This window comes from Duganella vulcania (assembly GCF_009857655.1).
GTDB classification, from domain to species: Bacteria; Pseudomonadota; Gammaproteobacteria; order Burkholderiales; family Burkholderiaceae_D; genus Rugamonas; species Rugamonas vulcania.
On the sequence record NZ_WWCX01000063.1, the window covers coordinates 1 to 17,317 of the forward strand.

General features: G+C 66.0%; 15 protein-coding genes and 1 pseudogene. 14 read left to right on the forward strand and 2 right to left on the reverse strand.

All coding sequences use genetic code 11. The annotated features are described in order from the left end of the window. From GTP90_RS24980 to GTP90_RS25020, 10 genes and pseudogenes are all read left to right on the forward strand, one after another. A pseudogene (locus GTP90_RS24980) lies at positions 1 to 391 on the forward strand (SAM-dependent methyltransferase); the annotation flags it as partial. A gap of 65 nt (positions 392 to 456) precedes the next feature. Then, complete coding sequence (locus GTP90_RS24985; RefSeq protein ID WP_161086073.1) at positions 457 to 1,011, forward strand: RNA polymerase sigma factor; 555 nt, start codon at positions 457 to 459, stop codon at positions 1,009 to 1,011. A 19-nt stretch (positions 1,012 to 1,030) separates the two neighbouring features. Then, positions 1,031 to 1,348, forward strand: coding sequence for a hypothetical protein (locus GTP90_RS24990; protein WP_161086074.1), 318 nt, complete (start codon positions 1,031 to 1,033; stop codon positions 1,346 to 1,348). Beyond that, the gene (locus GTP90_RS24995; protein ID WP_161086075.1) at positions 1,341 to 2,582 is read left to right on the forward strand and encodes an MFS transporter; all 1,242 of its coding nucleotides are present in this window, start codon (positions 1,341 to 1,343) and stop codon (positions 2,580 to 2,582) included. The genes GTP90_RS24990 and GTP90_RS24995 overlap by 8 nt, the downstream gene beginning before the upstream one ends. A 118-nt stretch (positions 2,583 to 2,700) precedes the next feature. Continuing rightward, positions 2,701 to 2,892 (forward strand): hypothetical protein, encoded by a 192-nt coding sequence (locus GTP90_RS36485; protein ID WP_175001269.1) that lies wholly within the window; start codon positions 2,701 to 2,703, stop codon positions 2,890 to 2,892. An 18-nt stretch (positions 2,893 to 2,910) separates the two neighbouring features. Next, positions 2,911 to 3,114 carry a hypothetical protein gene (locus tag GTP90_RS25000; protein ID WP_161086076.1) on the forward strand — a complete coding sequence of 68 codons (204 nt, stop codon included), beginning with the start codon at positions 2,911 to 2,913 and terminating at the stop codon, positions 3,112 to 3,114. After that, on the forward strand, positions 3,111 to 4,076 hold the full coding sequence (locus GTP90_RS25005; protein ID WP_161086077.1) for a LysR family transcriptional regulator: 966 nt from the start codon (positions 3,111 to 3,113) through the stop codon (positions 4,074 to 4,076). Before GTP90_RS25000 ends, GTP90_RS25005 begins: the two co-directional genes overlap by 4 nt. A 64-nt stretch (positions 4,077 to 4,140) precedes the next feature. Continuing rightward, positions 4,141 to 6,108 carry a glycoside hydrolase family 97 protein gene (locus tag GTP90_RS25010; RefSeq protein ID WP_161086078.1) on the forward strand — a complete coding sequence of 656 codons (1,968 nt, stop codon included), beginning with the start codon at positions 4,141 to 4,143 and terminating at the stop codon, positions 6,106 to 6,108. 10 nt (positions 6,109 to 6,118) lie between these two features. Further along, positions 6,119 to 8,149, forward strand: coding sequence for a glucosidase family protein (locus tag GTP90_RS25015; protein ID WP_161086079.1), 2,031 nt, complete (start codon positions 6,119 to 6,121; stop codon positions 8,147 to 8,149). A gap of 127 nt (positions 8,150 to 8,276) precedes the next feature. Further along, the gene (locus GTP90_RS25020; RefSeq protein ID WP_161086080.1) at positions 8,277 to 11,282 is read left to right on the forward strand and encodes a TonB-dependent receptor; all 3,006 of its coding nucleotides are present in this window, start codon (positions 8,277 to 8,279) and stop codon (positions 11,280 to 11,282) included. A 72-nt stretch (positions 11,283 to 11,354) separates the two neighbouring features. Here the strand turns inward: GTP90_RS25020 and GTP90_RS25025 are convergent, their stop codons facing one another. Beyond that, positions 11,355 to 11,603, reverse strand: coding sequence for a DUF3297 family protein (locus GTP90_RS25025; protein WP_161086081.1), 249 nt, complete (start codon positions 11,601 to 11,603; stop codon positions 11,355 to 11,357). Positions 11,604 to 11,615: 12 nt separating this feature from the next. Continuing rightward, positions 11,616 to 12,821 (reverse strand): cation:proton antiporter, encoded by a 1,206-nt coding sequence (locus GTP90_RS25030; RefSeq protein ID WP_161086082.1) that lies wholly within the window; start codon positions 12,819 to 12,821, stop codon positions 11,616 to 11,618. A 170-nt stretch (positions 12,822 to 12,991) separates the two neighbouring features. Here GTP90_RS25030 and GTP90_RS25035 point away from each other — a divergent pair, with 170 nt between their 5' ends. From GTP90_RS25035 to GTP90_RS25050, 4 genes are all read left to right on the forward strand, one after another. Continuing rightward, positions 12,992 to 13,462 (forward strand): MarR family winged helix-turn-helix transcriptional regulator, encoded by a 471-nt coding sequence (locus tag GTP90_RS25035; RefSeq protein WP_161086083.1) that lies wholly within the window; start codon positions 12,992 to 12,994, stop codon positions 13,460 to 13,462. A 12-nt stretch (positions 13,463 to 13,474) separates the two neighbouring features. Continuing rightward, the gene (locus GTP90_RS25040) at positions 13,475 to 14,827 is read left to right on the forward strand and encodes an MFS transporter (RefSeq protein ID WP_161086084.1); all 1,353 of its coding nucleotides are present in this window, start codon (positions 13,475 to 13,477) and stop codon (positions 14,825 to 14,827) included. Between the two features lie 12 nt (positions 14,828 to 14,839). Continuing rightward, positions 14,840 to 15,802 (forward strand): LysR substrate-binding domain-containing protein, encoded by a 963-nt coding sequence (locus GTP90_RS25045; RefSeq protein ID WP_161086085.1) that lies wholly within the window; start codon positions 14,840 to 14,842, stop codon positions 15,800 to 15,802. A gap of 164 nt (positions 15,803 to 15,966) precedes the next feature. Continuing rightward, positions 15,967 to 17,259, forward strand: a complete 1,293-nt coding sequence (locus GTP90_RS25050; RefSeq protein ID WP_161086086.1) for a Glu/Leu/Phe/Val family dehydrogenase — start codon at positions 15,967 to 15,969, stop codon at positions 17,257 to 17,259. Positions 17,260 to 17,317 lie beyond the last annotated feature (58 nt).

Genomic DNA, 17,317 nt, shown 5'->3' on the forward strand with positions numbered 1-17,317 from the left:
CATCGCCTGGCGCGCCCCGGAAGACAATCCCTTCATGACCGCCGCCGAGCGCAGCGCGGCCGCCCTGCTGCCCCAGCTGCCGGCGCGCGTGCCGGACGAACCGGGCCAGTTCGGCTTCGCCAACCGCGCCCGCGTGCAGGCGATACTCGAGCAAGGCGGCTGGCGCGACGTCGACATCGCACCGCTCGATGTGGCCTGCAGCTTCCCCGAGCCGGACCTGCTGCACTACATCACCCACATGGGCCCCGTCGGCAGGCTGCTGCAGACGGCCGACGAACCCACCCGCCAGCAAGTGGCCGACGTGGCCCGCGCGGCCTTCGAGCCCTTCGTCTACGGCGACCAGGTGCGCTACACCGCCGCCCTGTGGGACATCCGCGCCGGCGCGCGCTGATGGGCGGCGTTGAAATTATTTGCAATTTGCCACAATAAGCGCAGCCGTGGACCGTCTACAACGACATGACACCACCGAATTCAACCACCGAACAGGACATCGCCGCGACCGTGCTGCGCGAGCGCTCGCGCCTCGGGAATTTTATCCGGCGCCGCGTCAGCGACCCGACCGACGCCGACGATATCCTGCAAGACGTGTTCTACGAATTCGTCCAGGCCTACCGCCTGCCGGAGCCGATCGAGCAGGCCAGCGCCTGGCTGTTCCGGGTGGCGCGCAACCGCATCATCGACCGCTTCCGCAAGAAGAAGGAAGTGCGCCTCGACGACCTGGCCTGCGACGACGACGGCGACGACTGCCGGCTGGACCTGCTGCTGCCGTCGGTGGACGGCACCCCGGAGGACGCCTATGCCCGCGCCACGCTGCTGGAGGAACTGCAAACGGCGCTGGAGGAACTGCCGGCCAACCAGCGCGAGGTGTTCGTCGCGCACGAGCTGGATGGCGTGAGCTTCAAGGAAATGGCCGCGCAAAGCGGCGTATCGATCAACACCCTGTTGGCGCGCAAACGCTACGCGGTCCTGTACCTGCGCACGCGCTTGCAAACCCTGTACGGCAACGAATGAAACGAAAGGAGAATCTGAAATGAAAAGAAAGCTGCTGTTTTTGCCCATCATCCTGCTGGGGGTGGCCTTGCTGGCCTGGGTCGTGATGATGCTGTGGAACTGGGTCATGCCCGGGGTGTTCGCCGGCAGCATGCAAATCGATTATTGGCGCGCGCTCGGTCTGCTGGTATTGTGCCGTATCCTGTTCGGCGGCTTCCGCGGGCGGCACGGCGGCGGCTTCCACGGCGGGCGCGAACGCTGGCAGCGCTGGCAGGCCATGACGCCCGAAGAGCGCGCACAATTCCACAAGGACCGCAGCGCCTACTGCCGTCCCCACAAAGAAACGACACATGACTAAACACGTCCCAACGCCGTTCACCGGCTATCAAAAAACCGTGGTGGCGATGCTGGCCTTCCTGCAATTCGCCGTCATCCTCGATTTCATGCTGATGTCGCCGCTGGGCGCGGTCATCATGCCGGCCCTGCACATCGGCCCCCAGCAATTCGGCCTGGTGGTCTCGGCCTACGCCTTCAGCGCGGCCGCGTCGGGCCTGCTGACGGCCGGTTTCGCCGACCGCTTCGACCGCAAGCAGCTGCTGCTGTTCTTCTACGCCGGCTTCGTGCTGGGCACGCTGTGGTGCGGCCTGGCGCAGAGTTATGAATCGCTGCTGGCGGCGCGCATCGTCACCGGCCTGTTCGGCGGCGTGATCGGCTCGGTCGTGCTGGCGATCGCCACCGACCTGTTCGTGCCGCAACAGCGCGGCCGCGTCATGGGCCTGATCCAGACCGCCTTCGCCGCCAGCCAGGTGCTGGGCATCCCGGTCGGCATCTACCTGTCCAACCAGTGGAACTGGCACGTGCCGTTCACCGCCATGGCCGCCCTCGGGCTGGCCGGCGGCCTGCTGGTGGCGTGGCGCCTGCAGCCGGTCGACGCCCACCTGGGCAAGCCGCAGGAGCACAGCGCCTGGATGCACCTGTTCCACACCGTGACCGAGCGGCGCTACCTGCTGGCCTTTGCCACTACCGCGCTGCTGACCACCGGCGGCTTCATGCTGATGCCGTTCAGCAGCGCCTATGTGGTCAACAACCTGGGCATCGACCTGCAGCACCTGCCGACGGTCTACCTGGTCACCGGCCTGTGCACCATCTTCGTCGGCCCGCTGATCGGCAAGGTGGCCGACGCGGTCGGCAAGTTCCGCGTGTTCATGTTCGGCACCGCGCTGACCATCACCATGGTGCTGATCTACACCAACCTGGGCCCGACCTCGCTGCCGGTGCTCATCGTCATCAACACGGTGATGTTCATCGGCATCTTCTCGCGCATGATCCCGTTCCAGGCCATCGTCTCGACGGTGCCGGCGCAGACCCAGCGCGGCTCGTTCAACGCCATCAGCGCCTCGGTGCAGCAGCTGTCGGGCGGCCTGGCCTCGGTGGTGGCCGGCCACATCGTCACGCAAAGCGCGGGCGGCCAGCTGCAGCACTTCAATCACATCGGCTATGTGATGGTCGGCACCTCGCTGGTCGGCCTGGCCCTGTTGTGGCGGCTGCACCGCGACACCCGGGCGGCCGCCGTGCCGCAGCCGGCGGCCTGATAGCATAGTGCTTCCGATAATTAAGAAAATCCAATTTAGTTGCCACAAGGCATTATTTTGAGCATATAATTGCGCTGGTACCACCCCTCAACCATATAAATCGAAAGGGAATCAGCGCATGAACGCCAGGAATATGGACGCAGCCTGCTTACGCGCACTGCGCCGCCGCGGCCACTCGGACGCCAGCATCACCGCCATGAGTCCGGAAGAAGCATTTTGTGAATACTGCGCCTACCACGGCATCATGAACCTGCTGCCGGCGACCTTGCAAATGCTGGACAAGTTGCGCGGAGAACAACCGGCGCGCTAACAACAAGCGGCGCCTGGCATGGCGAGCCCGGATGCGGAACGGCCCGGTCGATTTTTCGGCCGGGCCGTTTTCGCATTTGAACGCCACGCCGGCGACTATGCCGATTTCGTTATCAATCCCCTCGATTGCGTCATTGATCGGGTATGGCCCCACCCCTATACTTTTTTCCATAACGATAAGGGAGATGCCATGACAAAATCGACAAAGCGCACGCCGGCATGAACGCGCCCAATCCCAACTGGTTCCTGCGCGCGCGGCTCAAGACCCGGCAGCTGTTGCTGCTGATCGCGCTCGACGACGAGCGCACGCTCAGCCGCGCCTCCGAGGTGCTGTGCATGACCCAGCCGGCCGCCTCCAAGCAGCTCAAGGAGCTCGAGGATATGTTGGGCATCGCGCTGTTCGAGCGCCTGCCGCGCGGCATGGAGCCCACCATCTACGGCGAAAGCATGATCCGCCACGCGCGCATGGCGCTCACCAGCCTGGCGCGCGCGCACGAGGACATCGTCGCGCTCAGGTCCGGGCTGGCGGGCCAGGTCGACGTCGGCAGCATCATGACGCCGGCCATGCGGCTGCTGCCGCAAGCGATCACGCGCGTCAAGCAGCACGCGCCGCAACTGCGCATCGGCGTGCAGATCGAATCGAGCACCGTACTGCTGGACCGCCTGCAGCGCGGCGCCTTCGACTTCCTGCTGGCGCGCATGACCAGCCAGCCGGACAGCGCCGACCTGCAGTACGAGGAACTGGGCGCCGAGCCGGTGGTGGTGGTGGCGCGCGCCGGCCATCCGCTGGCCGGGCGCGTCCACCTCAACCTGCGCGAGCTGGCGCTGGCGCCGTGGATCATGCCGCCCACCGGCAGCATCCTGCGCCTGCGCTTCGAGCAGCTGTTCCACAACGCCGGCCTGGAGCCGCCGAGCGACGTGGTCGACACCAGCGAGATCGTGCTGATCACCAGCATGCTGCAGATGAGCGACGCGCTCAATGTGATGTCGGCCGACGTCGCGCAGCACTACCGGGAGCTGGGCCTGCTGGCGGTGCTGCCGATCGAGCTGGCGTGCCAGATGGACCCCTTCGGCATCATCCGCCGGCGCGACCGGCTGCTGTCGCCGGGCGCCGAACTGCTGCTGCAGGCGATAAGGCGCCAGGCCATCGCCAGCCATACCGCGTTGGATATGGCAGCAGCATAAAAGGTGAATGGACGGCTATCGCCCGCCGCGATTAGCATGGCCCAAACACCTACGGAGACCCGCCTTGAACCATCCATCCCTCGCGCGCCGCCTGGCCGGCGCGCTGCTTCTCATCGCCCCGCTGGCCAGCCACGCGGCCACCCCGCTGGAACTGAGCTCGCCCGACCGCCAGCTGCGCGTGACCATCGCCACCGGCGACCAGCTCACGCTCGCGGTCAGCCTGCGCGACACCCAGCTGGTGCTGCCCACGCCCATCGGCCTCAAACTGAGCGGCATCGGCACGCTGGGCGAGCACCCGCGCCTGACCGGCCAGCAGCGCCACAGCATCGACACTTCGGTGCGGCCGGTGGTGGCGCAGAAGTCGCGCGAGGTGCGCGACCACTACAACGCGCTGAAGCTGGATTTCGCCGGCGGCTACACGCTGGAGGTGCGCGCCTACGACGAAGGCATCGCCTACCGCTTCCGCACCGCGCTGCCAGGCCAGGTGACGGTGGAGGACGAACTGGCGGGCGTGCACGTGCGGCCGCAGGACACGTTGTACTGGCCGCAGGAGAAGTCCATGCAGTCGCATAACGAGCACTATTACCAGACGCTGGCCGTGAGCGAGGCGGCCGGGAAGCTGGTCGGCGTGCCGGCGCTGGTGCGCGGCGGCGGCGCCCACCTGGTGCTGACCGAATCCGGGCTGCGCGACTATCCCGGCATGTACCTGCACGGCGAGGCGGACGGCCTGCGCGCCGTGTTCCCGAAAGTGGCGCTGGCCGACACCGCGCGCGACGACCGCAACGTGCCGGTGACGCAGGAGGCGCCCTACATCGCGCGCACCGAAGGCACGCGCGCCTACCCGTGGCGTATCCTGGGCATCGCCGCCGAAGCCGGCGGCCTGCTGACCAACCAGATGCCCTACCTGCTGGCCGACGCGCAGGAACTGAAGCAGACCGGGTGGATCAAGCCGGGCAAGGTGGCGTGGGACTGGTACAACGGCAACCACCTGTACAACGTGCCGTTCAAGGCCGGCATCGACACGCGCACCTACCGCCACTACATCGACTTCGCGGCGGAGAACGGCCTCGAATACATCATCATGGACGAAGGCTGGTATGTGCTGGGTGACCTGCTGGCGGTCAAGCCGGCGATCGACATGCCGGCGCTGATGGCGCACGCCAAGGAGCGCGGCGTGGGCATCATCCTGTGGGTGTCCTGGAAGACGCTGGACACGCAGATGAAACCAGCGCTGGACCAGTTCGCGCGCTGGGGCGCGGCCGGCATCAAGGTCGACTTCATGCAGCGCGCCGACCAGTGGATGGTGAACTACTACGAACGCGTGGCGCGCGAGGCGGCGGCGCGCCACCTGCTGGTGGACTTCCACGGCAGCTTCAAGCCCAGCGGATTGCAGCGCACCTGGCCGAACGTGCTCACCTTCGAGGGCGTGAAAGGACTGGAGAACGACAAGTGGACCGACAAGCAGACGCCGGAACATGACGTGACCATCCCCTTCATCCGCATGTTCGCCGGGCCGATGGACTACACGCCGGGCGCCATGAGCAACGCCCACCGCAAGGACTTCGTGGCCAGCTTCGACCGGCCGATGAGCCAGGGCACGCGCGCGCACCAGCTGGCGATGTACGTGGTGTACGAAAGCCCGCTGCAGATGCTGGCCGACAGCCCGTCGCAATACCGCGCCAATCCGTCGTCGCTGGACTTCATCCGCCAGGTGCCGGTGGAGTGGGACGAAAGCCGCGTGCTGCACGCGGACCTGGGCCATTACGTGGCAATGGCGCGCCGCCACGGCGACACCTGGTATGTGGGCGCGATGACCGGCGCCGACGGCCGCGAACTGGCGCTCGACCTGTCCTTCCTCGGCGAAGGCAGCTACCAGATGAGCAGCATGGAGGACGGCCCGAACGCCGCCATCTTCGCCACCGACGTGCAGGCCGGCAGCGCCAGCGTCACCCGCGCCAGCCGCCTGACCATGCAGCTGGCGCCAGGCGGCGGCTGGGCCGCCATCATCCGCCCCGCCAAGCCCGCGCAATAAGGAGAGCAGCATGCACATGACTTTACGCACACGCGCCGTCGCTCTGGCCGCGGCACTGTTCGCGGCCAGCCTGGCGCAAGCCGCGCCGCCGGCCTTCACGCCGCGCTGGCAGATCGACGGCAATGCCATCCGCTGGCAGGTCGCCGACGCCCATCGCGACCAACTGGAGATGAGCGGCCGGCAGGTATCGGCGGTGATCGACTACGGCAGCCAGGTCGACGGCACGCTGCTGCTGTCGCGCACCGTGGTGTGGCCGATGCTGCGCACCATCCCCGACGACACGCACGCCAGCCTGATACGCAAGTTCGGCCCCGAAGCCACGCCCGCCATCGCCATCGACGGCGCCCCCGCCGCCGCCGAGCAGCTGCGGCAGGTACGCTTCGACGGCCGCCTCGCGCTGCAATCCCAGCTGGCGCCTGGCCTGCTGCTGACCCGCACCCTGACGCCATCGCCGGACGAACCGGCGCTGGTGGAACGCCTGGAACTGGTCAACAACGGCAAGACCGCCCGCCGCTACAGCTTCGCCGCGCTGGCCACCAGCGAGACCACGCCCGCCGAACGCGGCACGCACGGCGCCTATGTGATCGAGGTGCGCTCCCCCGCGCGCGAAGGCACACTGGCGCCCGGCGCGCGCACGCACGTGGACGTGATCATCAGCGGCCGCCTGCAAAACGAAATGGTCTACGTCGACGGCGAAGAAGCCCTGCAGGCACGCGCCCGCAAGGTCGCACAATGGCGCGATGAGCTGGTGCTGGAAACGCCGGACCCGGTGCTCGACGCCATGTTCGCCTTCTCCAAGGTGCGCGCCGCCGAAAGCGTGTTCGCCACGCGCGGCGGCCTGCTGCACGGCCCGGGCGGCACGCGCTACTACGCCGCCGTGTGGGCCAACGACCAGGCGGAATACGTCAATCCCTTCTTCCCCTACCTGGGCGACCGCGCCGCCGTGCAAAGCGCCGTCACCAGCTTCGGCCTGTTCGCCCGCTACATGAATGCCGAATACAAGCCGCTGCCCTCCTCCATCGTCGCCGAGGGCCGCAGCTACTGGAACGGCGCCGGCGACCGTGGCGACTGCGCCATGATCTCCTACGGCGCCAGCCAGTTCGCCCTCGCGCAAGGCGATGCCGGCACCGCGCGCCAGCTGCTGCCATTGATCAACTGGTGCCTGGAATTCACCCGCCGCCAGCGCGACGCCGACGGTATCGTCCATTCCGACAGCGACGAACTGGAAGGCCGCTTCCCGGCCGGCAAAGCCAACCTGTCGACCAACGTGCTGGCCTACGGCGGCCTGACCGGCGGCGCGCGCCTGAACGCCGCGCTGGGCGACCCGCAGCGCGCGGCAGCGTTGCAGCACGAGGCGCAGGAACAACGCGCCGCCATCGAGCGCTACTTCGGCGCCAGCATCGGTGGTTACGACACCTACCGCTACTACGCCGGCAACGACAAGCTGCGCGCATGGATCGCGCTGCCGCTGGCGCTCGGCATCACGGAACGCCAGCGCGGCACCATCGACGCGCTGCTGTCGCCGCAACTGTGGTCGGAAAACGGTGTGCTGACCGAGGCCGGCGACAAGACCTTCTGGGACCGCGCAACGTTGTACGCCTTGCGCGGCCTGCTGAAGGCGGGCGAGCTGGAACGCACCATGCCCTACCTGCGCTACTACTCCGGCCGCCGCCTGCTGGGAGAACACGTGCCGTATGCGGTGGAGGCATGGCCGGAGGGACAGCAGCGCCACCTGTCGGCGGAGAGCGGCCTGTATGCGCGGGTGATGACCGAGGGCCTGTTCGGCATCGAGCCGACCGGTTTGCGCAGCTTCAGCTTCGCACCACGACTGCCCAAGGGCTGGCCGCGCATGGCCTTGCGGCGCATACGTGCGTTCGGCGCGGGCGAACAGGGCGAGGGACTGGAGCTGGCCACCACGCGCGTTAAAACAACGCAGCCGGGACAGCCAACGCAGCGCGTGCTGGTGCGCCTCGACGGCAAGACCCTGCTCGACCGAGCGTGGGACGGCAAGGCGCCGTTGCAGGTCACGCTGCCCGATTGATATATATCGTTTCCAGCAATGGTAGTCGCTAAAGATTCATTAGATCGCAAACCCCTCCTTGCCTAGTATGTCTCAGCCGGCTGCCCACGGCAGCCGGCCATCATCATAAAAACGATAAGGAGACATCATGAAGAACCCCATCCGGATGACCGTTGTAGCCCACGCCCTCGCGCTGGCATTCGGCGGCGTCCTGCTTTCGGGCAGCCTGTCCGCACCGGCCTACGCGCAGTCCAACGCCACCGGCACCATCTTCGGCCAGATCGCCAACGCCAATGGCGCCAGCGTGGTGCTGGAGAACACGGCCACCGGCGCGCGCCGCACCGTCCACCCGGACGCCAGCGGACGCTATCAGGCCACCTCCATGCAGCCCGGCAGCTACAAGGTCATGCTGATGCGCGGCGGCGAAGTCGAACGCACGCTGGACGTGGAAGCCTTGATCGGCCAGGGCGTCGAAGCCTCGTTCGACGCCGTGCAGGCGGTCACCGTCACCACCAGGCGCCGCACCATCGACGTCAGCAACACCAACAACGGCGCCGTGTTCACCGCGAGCGAACTGCAGGCGCTGCCCGTGGCGCAAAGCCTGTCGGGCATCATCCAGCTGGCGCCCGGCACCACGCGCGGCAATCCGCGCATCGGCGGCGACAGCTTCGGCGGCGCCGGCGTGTCGGAGAACTCGTACTACATCAACGGCTTCCCGGTCACGAATGTGTACAAGCAGATCGGCTCGACCACGCTGCCGTTCTTCGCCATCGCGCAGGCGCAGATCCTGCAGGGCGGCTACAGCGCGGAATTCGGCCGCTCCACCGGCGGCGTGGTCAACATCACCACCAAGAGCGGCACCAACCGCTGGGAAGCCGGCGCGGTGCTGCAGTACACGCCCAACAAGCTGCGCGCCAAACCGGAAGACACCTACTATCCGCAAACCGGCGCCAACCCGGCCACCGACGGCAAGCTGCTGACCTACCGCGGCTCGAACACCGCCACCGACGTCTTCGGCAGCGCCTATGTCGGCGGCCCGCTGATCAAGGACAAGCTGTTCGTGTTCGCCAACGTGGAGCAGGACCGCTTCACCTCCGGCTACATCAGCAAGGACTCCGACTCGACCAACAAGACCAACGGCTGGACCGAGCGCGATACCCACACGCCGCGCTACCTGGTCAAACTCGATTACAACATCAACGACGACCACCGCCTGGAATTCACCCAGATCCACGACGAGTACAAGAAGACGCAGCAGAACTACGGCTTCGACTACGGCACGCTACAGCGCAACAGCACGCGCGCCGACGGCGTGACGGGCGACGGCGCCATCACCAACGACTCGATCCTGAAATACACCGGCTTCCTGACCGACCGCCTGACCGTGACGGCGCTGGCGGGCCGCTTCAAGTCGACCTATCCGCAAAGCGTGGAGGGCTATGTGCCGGGCGTGTACCAGGTCAGCGCGCCGGCGCACGCGCAGGTGCCGGGGCTGAGCTACAACAACCCGCAACCGATCGGCGGCACCATGCAGGTCGAGAACGCGGAGGACAAGCAATCCACGCTGCGCCTGGACGTCGAGTACAAGCTGGGCGACCACGCGCTGCGCGCCGGCCTTGACCGCAACAACGTCTCGTCCATCAACGGCTCCTCGCTGGCGGGCGGCGGCAGCTGGATCTACTTCCGCTCGTCCAATCCAAATGCGGCGGTGCCGGGCGGACGCTCGCCGGCATCCGGCGGCGGCTACGGCACGCAGGGCTACTACGTGGACGAATATCACCAGAGCGACTCGGCCTCGCCGAAGACCGACCAGAGCGCGCAGTACCTGCAGGACCGCTGGCAGATCACCGACCGGCTGCTGCTGGACCTTGGCCTGCGCAACGAGCAGTTCACCAACAAGAACAGCTTCGGCGTGCCGTATGCGGAGCAGCGCCACATGCTGGCGCCGCGCCTGGGCGCGTCGTGGGACATGCGCGGCGACAGCAGCCTGAAACTGTTCGCCAACGCCGGCCGCTACCACCTGCAGATCCCCACCAGCGTGGCGCTGCGCCTGGCGGGCAACCCGGTCCACATCGACCACTACTTCACCTACACCGGCGTCGATGCCAAGACCGGCGCGCCGACCGGCCTGACCGAGATCAGCCCGCCCTTCTCCGCCGGTAACGAGTACGGCCAGGCCAAGGATCCGCACCAGGTGGCGGCCAGCTCCCTCGGGGCGACCTACCAGGACGAACTGGCGCTGGGCTTCGAAGCGGCGCTGACGCCGTCCTTCAACGGCGGCGCCAAGTTCACCTACCGCACGCTGCGCAACACCATCGAGGACTGGTGCGACCAGCGTCCGGTGGACGCCTGGGCGCGCCGCAACAACGTCAACGCCAGCAAGTACAGCATGCCCTGCCTGCTGGTCAATCCGGGCCGCGACAACACGCTGGAACTGGACCTGCGCGGCGACGGCAAGCTGGTGACGGTGCCGCTGTCGGCCGAGGACATGGGCCTGCCGAAGGTGGAGCGCATCTACACGGCGCTGGACTTCTTCCTCGAGCACCCGCTGCGCAACGGCTGGTACGGCAAGGTCAATTACACCTGGTCGCGCAGCCGGGGCAACATGGAAGGCCAGGTGGCGTCGGACATCGGCCAGGCCGACCTGGCCGCCACCACCGCCTTCGACTATCCGGAACTGATGACCGGCGCGAACGGCCTGCTGCCCAACAACCACACGCATGTGCTCAAGGCGTATGGCTACTACGAGCTGACGCCGGAATGGCGCCTGGGCGCGAACCTCAACGTCGCCACCGGCGCGCCGAAGTCCTGCATCGGCAACCTGCCCAAGGCGCTCAACGTCAACAACAACCCGGCCGGCTGGTATGGCGCCGCGACCTTCTATTGCGACGAGCAGCTGACGCCGCGCGGCTCGGTGGGCACGCTGCCGACCGACGTGCGGCTGGCGTTGAACGCGACCTACATGCCGCGCTGGCTCAAGGGCCTGACCTTGAAGGCCGACGTGTTCAACCTGTTCAACAAGCAAACCGACCTGGCCACGCAGCCGGTCTACAACTCGGGCGCGGATACCATCAGCCCGTACTACAACCAGGTGCTGGGCCGTTCGCCTGAGCGGCAGGTGCGCTTCACGGCGGAGTACAACTACAAGTTCTGACCGTAGGCACGAAAAAAAACCACCCGCGTTGAACAAGTTCAGGCGGGTGGTTTTTGTATTACGACGGTTGAATTAACGATAGAACGCTTCGACTTTGCCCTTCAGCTTGATCAGCATCGGGTTGCCCTTACGGTCCAGGCTTTTGCCGGCCGGGACCTTGATCCAGCCTTCGCTGATGCAGTACTCATCAACGTCCAGGCGTTCTTTATCGTTAAAACGGATGCCCACTTCGTGTTCGAACACGGCGGCAACGTGGAATTTGCTGCGCGGGTCGATCGACAGGCGATCCGGCAGCGGAGGGAGTTGAGTAGTATCGTTCATCCCGCAATTATATCAGCTGGTTTTGAAGATCAGCTGCGCGACCCGTTGCAATTTCGGGTACACCATCGGCACCGTCAGCATCGTGCTGCCGATGGCCATCAGCAGCAGCGCCGTGAAGGTCTCGCTGGTGATGATCTGCTTGTCGAGCAAAATGTTGACAAAAATGATCATGATCAGGGCCTTGGTCTGCAGCAGCCAGCCGATGATGGACGCCTCGCCCGGGCCCCACTTCAGGATCTTGCCGGCGATATGGATGCCGGCCAGCTTGCCGCTGACCGAGGCCACCAGCAGCAACGCCGCCACGAGGAACACGGCCGACCCGCCCAACGCCCAATTGGTGCGCAGGCCGGTGCTGAGGAAGAACACCGGCATCACCGCCATCAACACGTTGGCGCGCAGGAAGTCCATCTTCTCCTGGTTGAACCATTCGGCATCCATCACCGCGCCGGCCAGGAAGGCGCCGACCATGAAGTGCAGGCCGGCCCAGTCGGCCGCGAGGGCGCACGCCGCCAGCCAGATGAAGGACACGTACCAGCGGTCTCGCTCCTCCAGCCGCACCATCATCATGCGGAACAGCTTGGTCGCCACCGCGAACACCAGCAGGAAGCCAACCTGGCGGCCGACGCGGTCCCAGTCCAGCAGGATCACCGCCAGCACGCCCCAGATGGCGATGTCGTCCAGGCTGGCGTAGCGCAGGATGCGCTGGCCGATCGGCTGGCGCAGGATCTCCAGCTTCTCCATCAGCAGGATCAGGATCGGCAGCGCGGTGACGGCGCAGGCCATGCCCACGCCCAGCACGAACTGCCAGCTGTGCGCCTTCGGCCCCATCCAGCCGGCGTAGCCGAGCAGCCCCAGCGCGGCCACGCAGCCGAACACCAGCGGCGTGCCCAGCGCCAGGCCGGCGGTGATGGTGCTTTCGCGGCGGTGCTCCCAGGCCTTTTTCAGGTCCAGCTCGATGCCGGCGATCATCACGAAGATCATCACCGCCCACCAGGCGATGCCGTTGAGCGACTGCACCACCTGCGGGTTGAACACGAAACTATAGTACTCGGGATAGGCGCGGCCCATGATGCCCGGCCCCAGCAGAATGCCGGCGATGATTTGCACCACCACCAGCGGCGCGTAGTAGTCCGTGCCGCCAAGGCGCCAGATCAGGTAAGGCACGCTGAAAATGATCAGCATCGCGATCAGGAAGATCTCGGTGGTCCCCATATGCATCTTTGTCTCCTGCTGTTTTTTTGTAGTTTAAGTAAATTGAAGCTTGCGCTGCGCTGATTCTAAACCGTATCCATTGCAGAAAAAACAAAAACTTCTTGCATCCGCAATTAGTTGAGATATACTTGTTTACTCAAGCATTTATCAAGAATTAATTGACAACGGAGTACACCATGAGCGACATCATCAACGACACCCCTGCCGACATCAGTCCCAGCCTGGAATTCGCGCTGCGGCTGGCGCGGGCGCAGGCCACGCTGGTGCGCCGGCTCGACCAGGTGCTGGGCGGCTACCACGGCATCAGCTTCGGCGACTTCATGCTGCTGCACTACCTGAACCGCGCGCCAGGCGGCCGCCTGCGCCGGGTTGACCTGGCCGAGCGCCAGGGCCTGACCGCGTCCGGCGTCACGCGCACCCTGCTGCCGCTGGAGAAAATCGGCCTGGTCGAGCGCCAGCAGGATCCGCGCGACGCCCGCGTGGCCTACGCCGCCATCACCGCCACCGGCCGCGAGCTGCTCAACAACGCCGTCACGGTGGCGGAGCAGATCAGCAAGGAACTGCTGCGCAACTGCCCCACCGCGCATTTCGATGAACTGAGCACGGCGCTCGCGCTCATCGCCGGCATAAACGCCACCAACTCCTGAGAGACCGCCATCATGGACGATCCCAAAAAACGGCAACGCGCGGCCCTGATGCGCGACCATAACTTCAAGTGGCTGCTGCGCGGCGGCGTGATCTCCATGCTGGGCGACCAGCTGACCATGGTGGCCCTGCCCTGGCTGGTGCTCAAGCTCACCGGCGACACGCTGGCGCTGGGCTTCGTCATCGCGCTGATGAGCATACCGCGCGCGGTCTTCATCCTGATCGGCGGCGCCGTCGTGGACCGCTACTCGCCCAAGCGCGTGCTCATGTTGAGCAAGTACGCCAACGCCCTGCTGCTCGGCGTGCTGACGCTGCTGGTGCTGAACAACCAGCCCACGCTGACGCTGTCGCTGAGCGAATCGCTAACGCTGACGATCGACATGAACGCGCACCTGACGCTGATGCTGATCTACGTGCTGGCCTTCGGCATCGGCCTGGCGCAGGCGTTCGGCATCCCATCGGGCACCTCCATCATGCCGCAGGCGATAGCCGCCGAACACCTGCAGGCCGCCAACGGCGTGCTGATGGGATTGCGCCAGGTGTCGATGCTGATCGGCCCCCTGCTGGCGGCCGGCCTGCTGGCCATATCGGGCAACGGCGCCGACGGCGTGGTGGCCGACGCGCGCGGCCTGGCCTTCGCGTTCGGCTTCGACTGCCTCAGCTTCCTGGTCTCGGCATGGACCCTGTCCAAGGTCGGCATACTGAAAGCGCCGGAGCACAACGAAGCGCCGCAATCGGTGCTGCGCTCCGTCGGCGCCGGCCTGGTGATGGTGTGGAACGATGTGCCGCTGCGCCTGTGCTTCATCTACTGGGGCACCGTGTCGCTGTTCATCGGCGGCGCGATGCAGGTGGCGCTGCCGGTGCTGGCCAGCGAGAAGCTGCACGGCGCCTCCGCCTTCGGCCTGCTGATGGGCGCCAACGGCGCCGGCATGCTGCTCGGGATGGCCGTGGCGGCGATGGCCGGCGCGCGCCTGCGCTTCGCCAGCTTCGGCACCGTGCTGCTGGTGGGCGACGCCATCGCCGGCGTGCTGGTGATGCCGCTGGGCGCCGTGCAGGCGCCGTGGCAGGCCTGCGCGCTGATGCTGGGCCTCGGCCTGCTGTCCGGCTACATGCAGATCAACGTCTTCACCTGGATCCAGCGCCGCGTGCCGCCGCACATGATGGGCCGCGCCATGAGCATCTTCATGTTCATCTTCATGGGACTGGCGCCGTTGTCGGCCGCCGGCGCAGGCTGGGTGCTGACCGTGATCTCGCTGTCGCAATTGTTCCTCGGCGGTGGCATCATACTGGTGGTGTTCGCGACGCTGGCGTATCTGCTCACGCCGATCCGCAGCATCAGCAGCGACAACGCCCCGCAACCGCAGTAAAAGGAAAAGCGCATGGAAACCAAATGGCTGGAAGACTTCATCTCGCTGGTCGAGACCAATAATTTCAGCCGCTCGGCGGCGCTGCGGCACGTGACGCAGCCCGCCTTCTCGCGCCGCATCCAGTCGCTGGAGAACTGGCTGGGCACGGACCTGATCGACCGCACCTCGTATCCAACGCGCCTGACGCCGGCCGGCATCGTGTTCTACGAACAGGCGCTGGAGATGCTGGCGCAGATCAACGGCGCGCGCGACATGCTGCGCTCCAAGCGCGCCGCCGCGCAGACCAGCATCGACCTGGCGGTGCCGCACACGCTGTCGCTGACCTTCGTGCCGAAATGGCTGACCGCATTGGAGCAGGACTTCGCGCCGATCAGCAGCCGCCTGATGGCGCTCAACGTCCACGACGCGGTGATGCAGCTGGTCGAAGGCGGCTGCGACCTGCTGCTGTGCTACCACCATCCGCGCCAGCCGGTGCAGCTCGATCCGGGCCGCTACGACATGTTGGTGATGGGCCGCGAGTCGCTGCGCGCCTACGCGCGCTGCGACAAGAACAAGGCGCCGGAATTCACGCTGCCCGGCACCAAGAAGGAGCCGCTGCCGTTTTTATCGTACACCAACAACGCCTACCTGGGCCGCATGGTGGAGCTGATCCTGACCGACGCAAAAACCCCGCTGCACCTGGACCCGCACTACGAGACCGATATGGCCGAGGGCCTGAAGATGATGGCGCTGGAGGGCCGCGGCGTGGCCTTCCTGCCCGAATCGGCGGTCACGCGGGAGCTCAAGCAAAAGCAGCTGGCGCGCGCAGACGGCGGCGCCTCGGAGTGGGAAATCGAGATGGAGATCCGCCTGTACCGCGAGCGCCCGTCGGCGCAGCGGCGCGGCAAGGCCATCGTCGAAAGGCTGTGGGAATTCCTCGAACGGCAGCAGAAGGACAGCGGCCGAAAACGCCGCGTCGCAGTCTCGGAAAGGTAAGCGAAAAGGTAAGCAAAAAGCCGGCCGCGTCATAACTATGCATTTTTTGCATAACCGAATGCGCATACAGCATTGGCCCGTTTTCAATCTCCCGTCCTATGATTCGACCCACTTGAAGAGCGCCACGAGCGGCCTTCAGCCACGAATTCAACGGAGACTTGAGCATGACCACTGTACAAGCACACGCACTGCCTTCCTACCTCAATCCAGAAGACCTCGGCCCTTGGGGCGTCTACCTGCAGCAGATCGACCGCGTCACCCCGCACCTGGGCAACCTGTCGCGCTGGGTGGAAACCCTGAAGCGCCCGAAGCGCATCCTGACCGTCGACGTGCCCATCGAGCGCGATGACGGCTCCATCGCCCACTACGAAGGCTACCGCGTCCAGCACAACATGTCGCGCGGCCCAGGTAAAGGCGGCGTGCGTTTCCACCAGGACGTGACCCTGTCCGAAGTGATGGCACTGTCGGCATGGATGACCGTGAAAAACGCGGCCGTCAACGTTCCATACGGTGGCGCCAAGGGCGGCATCCGTGTCGATCCGAAGACCCTGTCGCGCGGCGAACTGCAGCGCCTGACCCGCCGCTACACCAGCGAAATCTCGCTGATCATCGGACCAAACAAGGACATCCCGGCACCGGACGTCAACACCAACGAACAGGTGATGGCATGGATGATGGACTCCTACGCCATGATCGAAGGTAACCTGTCGACCGGCGTCGTCACCGGCAAGCCAATCTCGCTGGGCGGCTCGCTGGGCCGCCGCGAAGCGACCGGCCGCGGCGTGTTCGTGGTGGGCCGCGAAGCCGCCGCCAAGCGCGGCGTGGCGATCGAAGGCGCTCGTGTGGCGATCCAGGGCTTCGGCAACGTCGGCGGCGTGGCAGCGACCATGTTCGCGGAAGCCGGCTCCAAAGTCATCGCCGTGCAGGATCACACCGGCACCGTGGTTCACCAAGGTGGCCTGGACGTGGCACGCCTGCACCAGCACGTGGCCGAATGCGGCAGCGTGACCGGTTTCGCCGGCGCCGAAGCCTTCCTGGACCGCGACGCGTTCTGGGGCATCGAGTCCGACATCCTGATTCCGGCCGCGCTGGAACAGCAGATCACCGCCGCCAACGCGCCGCTGATCCGCACCAAGATCATCCTGGAAGGCGCCAACGGCCCGACCACCCCGGAAGCGGACGACATCCTGACCGACAAGGACGTGCTGATCGTGCCGGACGTGCTGGCCAACGCCGGCGGCGTGACCGTGTCGTACTTCGAATGGGTGCAGGACTTCTCCAGCTTCTTCTGGAGCGAGGACGAGATCAACGCCCGCCTGACCCGCATCATGCAGGACGCCTTCAACGCCGTGTGGACGGTGTCGCAGGAGAAGAAAGTAACGCTGCGTACCGCCACCTTCATCCTGGCGTGCACCCGCGTGCTGCAGGCCCGCGAAGTACGCGGCCTGTATCCATGATCGACTGATCCCCAGCAGTTTGCGCCTGCACCGGCTTTGGCCCGTGCGGGCGTTTTTC